Annotated in this window: 11 protein-coding genes and 2 tRNA genes; 2 read left to right on the top strand and 11 right to left on the bottom strand. The window is 37.7% G+C overall.

The window, feature by feature from the left end:
* From prfA to AC3B5D_RS07525, 6 genes are all read right to left on the bottom strand, one after another.
* On the bottom strand, positions 1-1,086 hold the full coding sequence (prfA, locus tag AC3B5D_RS07500; protein WP_489840661.1) for a peptide chain release factor 1: 1,086 nt from the start codon (positions 1,084-1,086) through the stop codon (positions 1-3).
* 20 nt (positions 1,087-1,106) lie between these two features.
* Positions 1,107-1,709: a thymidine kinase gene (locus tag AC3B5D_RS07505; protein WP_489840660.1), complete on the bottom strand. Its 603-nt coding sequence runs from the start codon at positions 1,707-1,709 to the stop codon at positions 1,107-1,109.
* A 667-nt stretch (positions 1,710-2,376) separates the two neighbouring features.
* Positions 2,377-3,084: a type 1 glutamine amidotransferase gene (locus tag AC3B5D_RS07510; protein WP_489840659.1), complete on the bottom strand. Its 708-nt coding sequence runs from the start codon at positions 3,082-3,084 to the stop codon at positions 2,377-2,379.
* Positions 3,085-3,088: 4 nt separating this feature from the next.
* The gene (locus AC3B5D_RS07515) at positions 3,089-4,441 is read right to left on the bottom strand and encodes a DUF1727 domain-containing protein (protein WP_489840658.1); all 1,353 of its coding nucleotides are present in this window, start codon (positions 4,439-4,441) and stop codon (positions 3,089-3,091) included.
* Between the two features lie 151 nt (positions 4,442-4,592).
* Entirely contained in the window at positions 4,593-5,558 is a 966-nt protein-coding gene (manA, locus tag AC3B5D_RS07520; RefSeq protein WP_489840657.1) for a mannose-6-phosphate isomerase, class I, read from the bottom strand.
* A 32-nt stretch (positions 5,559-5,590) separates the two neighbouring features.
* Positions 5,591-6,313, bottom strand: coding sequence for a MucBP domain-containing protein (locus tag AC3B5D_RS07525; protein WP_489840656.1), 723 nt, complete (start codon positions 6,311-6,313; stop codon positions 5,591-5,593).
* 197 nt (positions 6,314-6,510) lie between these two features.
* On the opposite strand from AC3B5D_RS07525, the gene AC3B5D_RS07530 reads away from it, so the two are divergent.
* Together AC3B5D_RS07530 and AC3B5D_RS07535 are read left to right on the top strand one after the other, a co-directional pair.
* Positions 6,511-6,582 (top strand) — tRNA-Asn (locus tag AC3B5D_RS07530).
* Positions 6,583-6,695: 113 nt separating this feature from the next.
* Positions 6,696-6,767 (top strand) — tRNA-Asn (locus AC3B5D_RS07535).
* 170 nt (positions 6,768-6,937) lie between these two features.
* On the opposite strand, the gene AC3B5D_RS07540 is transcribed toward AC3B5D_RS07535, so the two are convergent.
* The 5 genes from AC3B5D_RS07540 to celB all read right to left on the bottom strand — a co-directional run bounded on the left by AC3B5D_RS07540 (position 6,938) and on the right by celB (position 14,183).
* Positions 6,938-7,672, bottom strand: coding sequence for an SDR family NAD(P)-dependent oxidoreductase (locus AC3B5D_RS07540; RefSeq protein WP_489840655.1), 735 nt, complete (start codon positions 7,670-7,672; stop codon positions 6,938-6,940).
* Positions 7,673-8,060: 388 nt separating this feature from the next.
* Positions 8,061-9,848 (bottom strand): ABC transporter ATP-binding protein, encoded by a 1,788-nt coding sequence (locus AC3B5D_RS07545; protein ID WP_489840654.1) that lies wholly within the window; start codon positions 9,846-9,848, stop codon positions 8,061-8,063.
* Positions 9,838-11,565: an ABC transporter ATP-binding protein gene (locus AC3B5D_RS07550; protein WP_489840653.1), complete on the bottom strand. Its 1,728-nt coding sequence runs from the start codon at positions 11,563-11,565 to the stop codon at positions 9,838-9,840. The genes AC3B5D_RS07545 and AC3B5D_RS07550 overlap by 11 nt, the downstream gene beginning before the upstream one ends.
* A 173-nt stretch (positions 11,566-11,738) precedes the next feature.
* Positions 11,739-12,833: a DUF871 domain-containing protein gene (locus AC3B5D_RS07555; RefSeq protein ID WP_489840652.1), complete on the bottom strand. Its 1,095-nt coding sequence runs from the start codon at positions 12,831-12,833 to the stop codon at positions 11,739-11,741.
* Positions 12,834-12,899: 66 nt separating this feature from the next.
* On the bottom strand, positions 12,900-14,183 hold the full coding sequence (gene celB, locus AC3B5D_RS07560) for a PTS cellobiose transporter subunit IIC (RefSeq protein WP_489840651.1): 1,284 nt from the start codon (positions 14,181-14,183) through the stop codon (positions 12,900-12,902).
* Positions 14,184-14,198: the final 15 nt, after the last annotated feature.

Genomic DNA, 14,198 nt, shown 5'->3' on the forward strand with positions numbered 1-14,198 from the left:
TTATCCTTGTTTTAATGCTTCAAGCTTAGCCGTTTGATCAGCAATCAATAAGGCATCAATGATATCTGCCAATTCACCGTTCATAATACGGTCTAACTTATTTAATGATAGGCCAATTCGGTGATCTGTTACCCGATTTTGAGGATAATTATATGTTCGAATACGCTCAGAGCGATCACCAGTCCCAACAGCAGTCTTTCGTTGTTCGGCATATTCTGCCTCATTTTGTGATGCATAATAATCGTACACACGCGTCTTTAAAATTTCCATTGCCTTCGCACGATTTTGTTGTTGTGAACGTTGGTCTTGCATCGCAACGACAATACCTGTTGGTAAATGTGTCATACGAACTGCTGATGATGTCTTATTAATATGTTGTCCACCAGCACCAGATGAACGATAAACATCAACACGCAGATCCTTATCGGCAATCTCAATATCGACATCTTCATACTCAGGCATCACACCAACTGTTGCGGTTGAAGTATGTACACGACCAGCTGATTCAGTTTCTGGTACACGTTGCACACGATGCGCACCATTTTCGAATTTTAATTTAGAATAAACATTATCACCGGTAATCATCAAAACGATTTCTTTGTAGCCACCAATTTCCGTCTTATTCTCATCAATAATTTCAACGTGCCAACCTTGTTTTTCAGCATAGCGAGCATACATATCATATAAATCAGCCGCAAACAAAGCGCCTTCATCACCACCAGCTGCGCCGTGAATTTCCATAATGATATTTTTATCATCATTAGGATCCTTTGGTAGTAACAAAATTTTGATTTGTTCTTCTAATTCATCTTTTTCAGTATGCAAATCTTTTAATTCTTCTTTTGCTAACTCTTCTAATTCTGAATCATTCGCTTCTTCACGAAGAATATCTTCATTTTCTGCAATCCCTGCAATGACTTTTTTATAACGTTTAAACGTTTCAACTGTTTCACGTAAACTACCCTCTTCTTTAGAGAGTGCAAGAAACCGTTTTGTGTCAGCAATGACTTCCGGGTCTGAAATCATTTCACTTACTTCATCATACCGATCCACAACGGATTGTACTTTTTCAAAAATTTCATCCATGTTTTTCTATTCCTTTAACATTATTCATGATTAATCGCTGTTCGTCGTGCTAATGCTTCTAAATCTGGATGATTATAATGTCTCCGACAAACAGGCATATAGGCTTCGTCACCACCGATTTGAACTTGTTCACCTTCATATATCGGTTGACCATTTGCCAATCGTAAATTCATAATCGCTTTACGACCACAGAACGAGCACAGTGTTTTCATTTCCTCAATTTTATCTGCATAAATCAACAAAGCTTCCGAACCAGGAAACAATTGATTAAATGCATCATTTTTCAAACCAAAAGCTAAGACAGGAATATTTAATTCGTCAACTACTTGGGTTAGTTGCAGTACTTGTTCTTTCGTCATAAACTGTGCTTCATCAATCAACACTGCTGCTACTGTGTCATTGTTCAAAATAATTTGAAATAAATCATCCGTGGCATGAATTGCCCGAGCGGACCGTTGCATACCAATACGCGAAGCAATTTCACCGACACCTGTACGATTATCCAAAGCGCTCGTTAATAACAAGACATGTCGTTGTTGCACTTCATAATTATGCGCAACTTTTAATATCTCAATACTTTTACCACTGGCCATTGCACCATAACGAAAAAATAATTGCGCCATCTTGTCCCTGCCTTTCACCTGTAAAATCTAGCTTACACTCCAATCTAGTATACCAAAATTGTCAATAAAAAAAAGATAAGCTGACAAAAGATGCCTTGGAGTCGGTGTGTCACGTGGTTTGGTCGGTTTGTGGTCATAGACCATGAAACGGACAAATGCGTTACATTGAGGATTCAGGTTTTTGGAACACGTTTAACCCAGAGTGCGACAAAAACTGGTTTGAATCCGGTGTGTCACGGAGTTTGGTCGGTTTGTGGTCATAGACCATGAAACGAACAAATGCGTTACATTGAGGATTCAGGTTTTTGGAACACGTTTAACCCAGAGTGCGACAAAAACTGGTTTGAATCCGGTGTGTCACGTGGTTTGGTCGGTTTGTGGTCATAGACCATGAAACGAACAAATGCATTACATTGAGGATTCAGGTTTTTGGAACACGTTTAACCCAGAGTGCGACAAAAACTGGTTTGAATCCGGTGTGTAACGGAGTTTGGTCGGTTTGTGGTCATAGACCATGAAACGAACAAATGCGTTACATTGAGGATTCAAGTTTTTGGAACACGTTTAAAAACCGTCAATCTTGCCATAAAATAGCGAAATTGACGGCTTATTGAGACTTTATAACGATTTATGGTCACAACAATCAATATAAAATAATAACATATTCTTAGAAAAATTCTGGTGAAATAGTTGCAATTTTAGCTTGCCAATCAATGCCTGGATACTTTCGATCTAAAATCAACTGTAGCATGTGCAACGCTAGATTTCCATTACGAGTCAAAATTGGCCCATGAAAATAGGTCCCATAAACATTACGATAGACCAGTCCTTCGCCACCATCTTCACCATTATTCCCGTTTCCTTTGATAACCTTACCTAATGGCCGCTCATCATCTCCTAAGAACGTACGTCCTTGATGGTTTTCAAAACCATGATACTCCAAATGATTTACTTCATCTTCAATTGTAACGTTACCAATGAAACGATTGTCTGGTTGATTCAAAGTGTAGTGACTTAAAGCACCAATGCCATTAACTCTTGTCCCATCCGCCAATAAGAAATATTGTCCTAGCAATTGAAAGCCACCACAAACACCTAATAATGGTCCATTGTTTTCAATGTACGTTTTCAAAGCAGGCGCTTTATCCGGCAAGTCATCAGCAACGATCATTTGTTCATAATCTTGCCCACCACCAAATAAAACAAAATCATAAGCCGTCGCATCAAAAGGATCACCCAATGAGACAATTTTTTCGTCAACCGTGATACCTAATTGTTTTGCATAATAACGCAACGCAACAATATTGCCAAAATCGCCGTACGTATTCATTAAATCACCATACAAATGAGCGGCATGTATCTCATATTCAGCCATCTATTTATTCCCCCATTCCTGTGTGAATATAGCCTTGCTGCTTTAATTCGGCACGCAATTGTAGCATCGCCGTATAAGTTGCTAATACATAAACACGTTTTGTTGGCATGCTTTCAATAGCAGTCACAATATCTTTTAGATCCTGATAAACAGGGTGATCACCAAATCCAGCCATTTTCAAACGTACGTACAAATCTTTATAACGTTCACCACCTGTTGCTACTGCTTGAATACCTGTTTCATGCAGTGATTCAAAGTTTGCATCCCAAATCCAACTCGTATCAATACCATCTGCATAATTTGCATTTAGTAATGCGATCATTGAAAACGGTTGATCATCTGTTTTCATCATATCAATGACTTGATTGGCACCTACTGGATTCTTAATCAATACAATCGTAACTTCTTTATCATTAACTTTAACGGCTTCTTGGCGCCCAAATATTTGGGCATTCGATGTAAAAGCTTGTTGAATTTGTTCTGATGATACGCCCATAAATCGACCAACGGCATATGCGGCTAACGCATTATAAATATTATACATACCGCCAATCTCAATTTGGTAAGTCAGTCCATCAATATCAAAATTTGACGAAACTGGTGTTAATTTATTTAATTTTGTCACAGCATAATCCAGAGGTGGACGCTTAAAATCGTCAGTCACTGAGAAATAATCACCCTGATTACCAAAAGTCATAAAATGATAATGTAAAATAGAATTATCTGTTGGTGACAAAACGCCATCAGTATTGTGGGGTGCTTTCATATCTCCTGTTGCAGGCAAATGATTAAATCCATAATAAACTTTTGGATTAGGTAAATCGCCTCGCATAAAAATGGGTGAGTCAGCATTTGCAATCACAGTCGCTTCAGGAAATAGGCGAATCCCTTTTAAAATTTTTTCATAAGTTGTATAAATTTCACCATAACGGTCTAGTTGATCACGAAAAATATTTGTTAAAACAAATGCTTTCGGCTTCAGCTGACGAGCAACTGCCTCAACATTTGCCTCGTCAACTTCTAACAAGGCAACTGGTCGTTGTTGTGGATCAGTTATCTTAGACGTCAACATTGTCCCTGTAATGCCCTGCATCATATTCGAACCAGAAGGATTTGTGATAACATCTGCATATTTTTCTCTCAACACACGCGTTGTTAATGTCGTTGTTAATGTTTTCCCATTTGTTCCCGTAATCAAGATAACATCATAATTTTCAGCATAACTTTGCATCACATTTGGATCAATTTTTGTTGCCAATTTTCCTGGTAATGATGTGCCACCTCGACGCAATACATCATGCAGTAATACGTATGTGCTTTTGCCAACGAAAGTTGCCAATCCACTTTTAAGGCTCATGTTATCCTCCTAGTTTCGTTAATCCAGCCCGCTAGCTTTCTTATTTTTAATTATTTATAACAATCACTATCAAATTTTACCATTTTAACAACATAAAAACACCACTGTTCATATTGTCGGTGGTGTTTCATCTTATCAATACACACGTCTATTATAATGACCTTGGACCAGGCGTTGATGTTATTAAAGTTGCATACCCATTGATCGTCCAAGCCTCAACATCATGTGGCAAAATAAAACTAGTTGCTGTATCCAAATGATAAGTCACGCCAAAAACAGTTAAATCAATATCACCATCAATCACTGTTCCTAATGTGTAAGGTGCCGTCGCATCCATTGTTACTCGTCCCGCAACATCCCATTTTGTCACATTAAAGTAAGGAGCTGTCACTAACTCGGTTATCGTCAAATCTGCCACATGTGATACTTTCTGTGCTGGCTTTTCTGGTACAAATGGTACTGTGGTCACATTTTTAGCATCTGCCAAATGCAATTCCCGCTTTTTACCTGTTGTTTTATCAATACGATCAAAATCATATACACGATAGGTAACATCTGATGATTGTTGTGTTTCTAAGGCTAAAACACCCTCACCAAGGGCATGTAATGTTCCCGATGGCACATAGAAAAAATCACCTGCTTTAACAGGCACCTTTTGCAAAAGATGTTCCCAGTCACCCTGATCAACTTCCGTATCAAATGTCGCTTTATCTTTGGCTGTATGTCCATAATAAATCGTTGCATCTGGCTTGGCGGCTAAAATATACCATGATTCTGTTTTACCGAGTTCACCTGCATGTTCATCTGCATAGGTATCATCTGGATGGACTTGAACAGACAAATCCTGATGTGCATCTAATATTTTCACTAATAATGGAAATGGCCGTTTCGCATCATCATTTGCAAATAGTTGTGGCTCATCACGCCATAATTCAGCAATTGTTTTGCCAGCATAGCGACCATTTGTCACTGTGACTGGTCCATTGGGATGGCCAGAAATCACCCATGCCTCACCTGTCGTCTCTGAGGGAATATCTAAATGGTAAATATCACGTAATGCTGTTCCACCCCAAATTTTTTCATGTAATGCTGGTTTTAAAATAAAAGGTTCCGTCATAATTTCCCCCAACTTTGTCTATAATCTGATTATTATTTTGTTAGTGATAAATAAATACTTGATAACCACCCGTGTTGGGCAACGTGGTACCAGGTAACACCTGATGGGTCCTGCACCCGTTCCGTAATCTCGACAGGTGTGCCATGTTGCATCCGATCGATTTGATGCCCATAGGGTTGTGAATAAACATCTACTTCTGAACCTGGAATATAATCAATCTTGCCACCAGCAATAAACGATTCTGGTTGCCAAATTGTTGGTCGTTTCCATTCTGTGATTGGCTGTTGATGCTGTCCATCATTACCTGTCAATTTCATCGTCTGCATATCATATTTTAACCATCGCGAATCCGCTAATTGATACCAAAAATCACCGGTACGTGTTGCAATACGTTGTGCAGCTTTGACAACAGAGCCTGCCCATAATTTTTGTCCGACACCTGTTGCTTGCGCAATCGACATAACTGGTTGTACGTCTGAAAAAATATGTAAATATTTATTCGTTAATTTTTCAGTCTCTGCAACATCATCTCGTTGATAATAAAAAGTTGTGGTATACATTTCTTTTTCATTAAATGTACCAGTCAACGTACCCTCAGAAGAAACAAAGCGATAGCCAGAGATTGGTTCTGGATCAATTGAAAATTTCTCACCAATATAGCCGTCAATTAATCGTGCACGCGTTAACGTACTTTTTGTATCAACATCTTTTGCATAAACCCATACGGGCATCCCCTTTAGTTGAAAGTCAGCCATTCACGCCGCCTCCTAATCGTCATTTATTATCTCTATCATACCAATTAAATGAATTTTTTGCTCTCTTTAATGTTATCCTTTTAATTTTATTTAAATTCCCTGTCCATCATCGAATAAACAAATTAGAATTTATTCATTTAATTTGTTGACTTTTAATTTTTTAGTGTGTATATTATATGTATTCGCTGATTAATAATTGCTCTGTAGTTCAGTGGTAGAATAACTCACTGTTAATGAGGAGGTCGCTGGTTCGAACCCAGCCAGAGCAGTTATATAAAAGTAACCAAACTTTTATATAAAACCGAATGAAAGTAGAGTCATTTATCTCATTGACTTTTAATCATACGTGTTATATATTATATATTGTTTATTAATCAAACATTGCTCTGTAGTTCAGTGGTAGAATAACTCACTGTTAATGAGGAGGTCGCTGGTTCGAACCCAGCCAGAGCAGTTATATCAAGCATCAGAAAAGTCAGAACTTACCGTCATTTTCGGTAGTTTTGGCTTTTTATTTTTAACCTATTTAAAACAAATGCTCATCATTAAAAAAGCACCAAATCATCTATCGATTTGATGCCTTATCCTTGAACCAAGGACTATCAATGGTACCTATTTCATTTCTTAAACAGCTGTATAACCACCATCAACCAACAACGTCGTCCCGTTAACAAACGATGCATCATCACTTGCTAAGAATGAAACGACCTTCCCAATTTCTTCTGGCTTTCCTAGACGACCTGCTGGATGCAATTTAACGAGCGCTTCCTTATCAGCACCAGCAATTAATGGTGTATCAATATAACCTGGTGCAACCGCGTTCACACGAATCCCTTCTGCAGCATAGGTAGCTCCTAAAGTTTGTGTCAGTAGCTTAACCCCACCCTTTGCAGATGCATAAGCAGTCACACCAACTTTACCAACGAAACTGTGAATTGATCCCATGTTAACAACAGCACCACCGGTTTTCTGTGTACGCATTTGTTCGATAGCATACTTGTCAGACAAGAAGACACCACTCAAATTAATATCAATTGTCATACGCCATTGATCATATGACATGTCTGTAATATTACCATCACGTGCAATTCCTGCATCTGCGACCATAATATCTAATGAGCCAAAGTGCGCCACTGCTTCTGCCACAACGTGCTTGACGTCTTCTTCTTTAGTCACATTAGTTTTGACAAAAATAACTTGATCTTCACTGCCCAGTGAAGCAGCAACTTCTGGTCCGCTATCAGATAAATCTGAAATAACGACCTTTGCCCCTTCTGCCATTAATTCCTTAACGGTTGCTAAGCCAATTCCTGACGCACCACCAGTAACAATTGCCACTTTATCCGTAAATTTTCCCATTTGTTTATCTCCCCATTTAATCGATATTGTTAGGATTGTTTATAAGCTTATTATACATCAACTGTCTTAAATTATGTAAGCGTTTTACTTTTAAAATCTGATATTCAGTACTGATAACAAAAAGAGAGCGTGATAAAAGACGGTTTGAAGCCGATTGTAACCAACAATAGGGTGATTTGGGTTCGTAGTTTAACGAAGAACCAGCAGCGCCTAATTGTTGTTACGGTAAGGCTTCAGTCTTTTAGAGCAGGTTTTAAAAAAGTGCGAAAAAAGACGTTGATCTACCAATCAAATTGATAGATCAACGCCCTTCTCAGTTAGTCATAACGACTGATGTGCCAATTTCTTAAACCATTTTTTGTAACATACCAGTTAATTCACCAACATTTTATTCAAACACCATTTGGTTTTTATACAATTCTGCATAAAAACCATTCTGTGCTAACAGTGTTTCGTGATTACCTTGTTCAATAATTCGGCCGTCTTTTAGGACAACAATTTTATCCGCATTTAGAATCGTCTTTAATCGATGTGCAATCACAAAACTCGTACGGCCGGCAATGACATTGTCCATTGCTCGTTGAATGCGTTCTTCAGTCACCGTATCAACATTCGATGTTGCTTCATCTAAAATCAATAAATCTGGTTGTGTTAAAATCGTTCTGGCGATAGATAGTAGTTGCTTCTGGCCCGTTGAAAAGACTGAATTTTCATCTGAAACCTCAGTATCATATCCCTTTTCAAGGGTCATAATAAAGTCATGAATGTTCGCTTGTTTGGCAGCGGCAATAATTTCTTCATCAGACGCATTAACTTTACCAAAAGCAATATTGTCACGCACAGTACCAGTAAATAATACCGATTCTTGTAAGACGATACCTACATGATCACGTAATGATTTCAAATCCATCTGACGTACGTCAACATCATCAAACAAAACAGCTCCTGAAGTCACATCATAGAACCGATTTAATAAATTCATGACAGTTGTTTTTCCAGAGCCAGTTGGCCCCACCAAAGCAACCATCTCACCTTTTTCAACATCAATATCAATGCCATGAATAATTTCTCGATCTGAATTATATCCAAAATGAACATCTTGCAATTTGATGTTATTTTGCACACCAGTAAACTTCACACCATTTGTTGGATTCATTTCTTCGTCTTGTTTAAAAATATCATTCAAGCGATGCACACCTGTCATCGCTTGTTGCATCATGTTATACAATGACGTGATTTGTGAAATAGGTTGGAAATACTGTTGCGAGAAAGAAACAAATGTGACAATTAAGCCTAATCCTGCTGCTCGTGAAGCAACATCCCCAGACAAGGCTTGCGTCGCACCAAAGAAAATCACAATCGCTAAATTAAACAATCCCAGTCCTTGCATAATCGGATTCAGAATACCAGACCAAGCTTGTGAACGAATCATCGCCCGGCGAACCTTCTCATTGTGCGTCACAAAACCATCAATCGACTCTTTTTGCAGACCATTGGTAATGATAACTTTTTCACCATTAATCTGTTCATTAATATAACCATTTAAATGACCAACCTCAGCTTGTTGCAAATCAACATACTTTTTGGCTTGAATCATAATAACAATGCCAACAATAATGACTAGCGGTGTTGTTGCCATCGTCGCTAGCGCCATTTTAGGGCTTTCATTAAACATCATCCAAATAACACCGATAAACATGACCACTTGTTGTAGAATTTGAAACAAGGCATTATTCATCGCATTAAAAATGTTATCTAAATCAGAGGTGAAGCGTGATAAAATCTCACCGTCTTGATGATTATCAAAATAACGCACGGTCATTCGTTGTAACTTGGCAAACAAACCCGTTCGCATATCATTAACCGACTTGGGTGACACAATTGCTTGTAGTAATCCATTCAAAAATAGCACAATCAATATTGTGACGGTAAATAACCCAAACAGTAAAAGCGCTTGGTGAAAGTCCGTTAGCGTTGCTTGACGCCTTGTCAGCGGATTAAGATAAGTCATCAAATATTTTGATAACTCTGTAATTGAGCGTCCCATATAAACAGGTGCTTTCACTTGCAACCACGTCGCTAAAATTGTCAGTATAAATATAAAAATCAGTGATAATTTAAAGTGTTTTAAGTAGTGAGCAAAGAAGATAACCGATTCTTTAAAATTATTCTTCATGATTCTTTGCCTCCCTTGCTTTTTGCGTGGCATAGATTTCCTGATACACCGCTGATGTCTTCATCAATTCCGCATGTGGTCCATAAGCGACTAACTCACCTTTATCTAGCACTAAGATATGATCTGCGTTAATGACTGAAGAAATCTTTTCCGCAATAATAAATGTGGTCGTTTCCTTTAATTCTTCATCCAACGCTTGTTTTACTAACTTTTCCGAACGCGCATCCAACGCTGATGTTGAATCATCTAAAATCAAAATTTTGGGGTCACCAATGACGCCACGGGCAATTGACAAACGCTGTTTTTGACCACCAGAATAATTTGCTGAACGTTCTTCAACAACATGATCATACTGATCATCATATTGTTCAATAAATTCAGCTGCTTGTGCTATCTTCGCTGCCCGTTTCATATCAGCTAATGTTGCATCTTTCTTACCTTGTCGTAAATTGTCAGCAATAGTTCCTGAAAAGAGTGTTGCTTTTTGCAAAACAAATGAGACAGTTGCACGTAATGACGCTTCATTAATCTGCTTTAAATCAACACCACCGACTTTAACCGTCCCTTCAGTTGCATCATAAATGCGTGGAATCAATTGTGCTAATGTTGACTTACCAGACCCAGTTGCGCCAACGATGCCCACCATTTCACCTGGATCTACTTGAAATGAAATGTGTTTTAATGTTGGTTGATCATCATCTTGATACGTAAATGATACGTCTTCAAATGCAACTCGACCCGTTAGATTTTGACGCTCGGTCTTGGCATAAGTTAATTCAGGCTCCGTATCCATAATCTTTTGGATTCGGCCCATTGAAACAAACGCACGAGTTGCAAAGGACATCATCATACCACCAATAATAATGGCGTTCATAATAATCATAATGTAATTTGTAAATCCAGTCACCTGTGCTAATAAAGTTGGCTGAGCATCAACCATATTACCCACAAAATAAATGGCTAACACCATTAATCCTTGCCCAACGAACATAAAAGCGGGCATGACCAAAGCGAAAATGTAACCGATTTGAATATTAACATCTTTTAAATCATCAGATACGGCTGTAAATCGTGCTTCTTCATTTTTTTCCTGATTAAACGATTTAACAACCCGCACACCTTGTAAATTTTCTTTGGCTTTGGCATTCACCTTATCCATTAACCATTGGATTTTACCAAAGCGCTTACCTAAATTCTTAACAACGAAAAACGAAACTAAGCTAACTAAGATAATCATCAAAATAATGATCCACCATAATTGTGGAATTGAACGCATTGCTAAAATAAAACCACCGATGAATAAAATTGGCATGCGCATTAACGGCTGTAAAACAAGCATTAAGACATTTTGAATTTGTGTCACATCATTTGTTAAACGAACCACTAAATTACCAACCGAAAATTTTTCAACATTCGCAAACGAAAAAGTTTGAATTTTACGATAGGCACTTTCACGCACATCTGCTGAAATGCCTTGTGATGCACGTGCTGCAAAAATTGTATTCAATATACCAGCTAATAAACCAATCACTGCTAATATTAATAATTGTGCCCCAATTTTGTTTACTTTATGCATATTGTCATCTGTAATTGCTTGGACAATATTACTTAGTAATGTTGGTTGTAATAGTGTTGCAACTGATGCAATGACTACCATTAGTATCGCTATTGTTAAATCAAGTTTATAGCGGCCAATAAATGGCTTAAGCAACCTCATTTGTTTTCCTCCCATAATCCCCATTTTGATTCGTGTAATAAGCTATTGTATCACTTTTATGGCTAGCATTGTCAATTTACTTAACAAAAAAATATTTGTTTTGTAACAACTAGTTTTAATTATTTTGTCAAAAAAAGAAGAATCAAGTTTTTGGCTTAATCCTTCTTTTTAAATTATCCTGCTACAGCAAATTTAAACTTTGTCCACGGCTTAATAAAGTCTAATAAAAATAATTCTTTTTCATCAACATGACCAATTTTATTTTTGCGCGTGTCGCGATGTGGTTCTAAGACAATCTGTAATTCATTTTTATAAACACCAAATGTGTCATTACCAATGACAACATCTCCTCGGACAAATATATCCTGATTATCATGTGGCTGATTAGCTGTTGCCTGATAAGTCACACGAGGCATTGTCGAACGAATGACCTGATCGTTAATATCACCCCGACGAAAATGTTGTGGCTTTAACGTAATCATTCGTTCAATATCATTCACATTATTAATAAAAGAAATGGCTAACGTTAACTGATATCGATTGAGTTGGCTTAGTGCGGCTAACTCAGTTTCACTAGCATAAGCGTTCCCAATAATCACATCATCAACCAACCCCGTCGCTAATAAATGCTTCGCTTGCACAGCAATGGGCAGTTTCCGATCAACCTCCAATGTTGGCAACCCATCATTGACATTCCATGGTCCAATATGTCCTGTCTGACTAGAAACAAAGGCTGCTAACCGAATACCATATTTTTTAAATCGTTCACTACAAGCAACAAAATAATCAAAAGGTAATCCTGTACCAACTTGTGGATAAAAATTATGACAGCCGTAAATAAACGGTGCGTTCGCTTGATGCGTCATAATATTATTCAAATAATCAACATTATTACTAGCATTTAACTCAATTGCTAATCCATATGGATTATAGGATAACAGCGCTTCTGTTTCACCATCAAACGATTGATCCAACCGAATACCCGCGACATGCAGTTCGTGAAAAAATGATAAATCATGATATGAAATATGCAATTGATCAAAAATTCTCGGTGCAACATCAATAATGGTCTCATACCCTAACGCATTCCCATAATCAACGATGCGTTGATATTTTTGTTTTGTTTCATCAACTGAGCCAGTCACTTCTAACATACTCATAAATAGACGGGTAAAGCCATACTGATGTCCTAAGTTTAGATACTGTTTGTCAGCTTCAAAATCACTATGATCAGGGTAAATAGATAAACCTAATTGTCGTTTCGTCATTTTTCCTACCTTTCAAAAAAGCTAGATCGTGTTTATCACACCATCTAGCTTTTTACAAAACAAAATTTATGCAACCTCAATTTCTTTTTCTTCCTTCAAACGATCACGATCCATACTCTTGAAGAAGACATAGTAAATCAAACCATCTAACACAATATTAATAACTTGCATAACAGCACCTGAAATATGACCAGTTGCTAAGTAACCCGAAATAATTGGTGGCGTAGTCCAAGGAACCATGATTCCCATTGTTTTTGCCACTAATCCAGTACTCATTGCTGTATAAGTTGTAATAACGTTTGCCATTGGTGCCAAAACAAATGGAATGATCATCTTATAATTCATCACAATTGGCATACCAAAAATAATTGGCTCATTAACATTGAACAAGGCAGGTCCAACCACCAACTTACCCAACGTTTTAAATTCTTTACTCTTTGATAAGAAAGCAATCATAAAGGCTAAACCAAGCGTGGCGCCGGATCCACCCATGTGAATGAAGTTATCATAAAATTGTTGGGTAACAATATTTGGTAAGGTCTTACCCGCTTGCATGGCATTGGCATTTTGTGCCATAGCTCCCAACCAGATTGGCATCATGACACCACTAACCGTGTTAGAACCATGGATACCAAAGAACCATAACAAGCAGATAATTAGTTCGACAACAATCGCACCTGGCAACGAATTATTCAAATGACTTAATGGTTCTTGCAAGAAGAACGTAATAATATTTGGAATACTCTCCATTGGTGAAGCTTCAACTGCCATTCGGATGACCCACATCACAATCAAAGCTAAGGCACCAGGGAATAGTGATGCAAATGAATTGCTGACAGCTGGTGGTACACTAGCAGGCATTTTAATCGTTAAGTTCTTATGAACTAACCACACATAAAAGTCGGTAATAAACAGTCCAACTAGAATGGCAATAAACAATCCTGATGAATCTAATTGTTGTAGTGGTACCCACATCGCACCTGCTTTATCAACTTTCAAAGGAATCGACAGGATAAACGCTCCAATTGAAACAATCATTGCTGAAAAGGCATCTACTTTATAACTTTTCGCCAAATTATATGATATACCAGCAACGGCGACTAACCCCATGATATGGAACGATGCATTGGTTGGATATTGCACAACCGTTGCCCAATTCGATCCAAAAGTATGCGCCATAAAGTTTTGATAACCTTGAATTGGAAATTGGGCAATGATCATAAAGACAGACCCAATAATAATCATTGGTACGGCTGCCGTCATTCCATCACGCAAAGCAACTAAATGTCGCGAGCCCGACAATTTTTGAAAAAATGGAATAATTTTTTCATTTAATACATTACTTGCCATATTTCTTACCTCACA

It is taken from the genome of Weissella sp. ESL1177 (genome assembly GCF_058107185.1).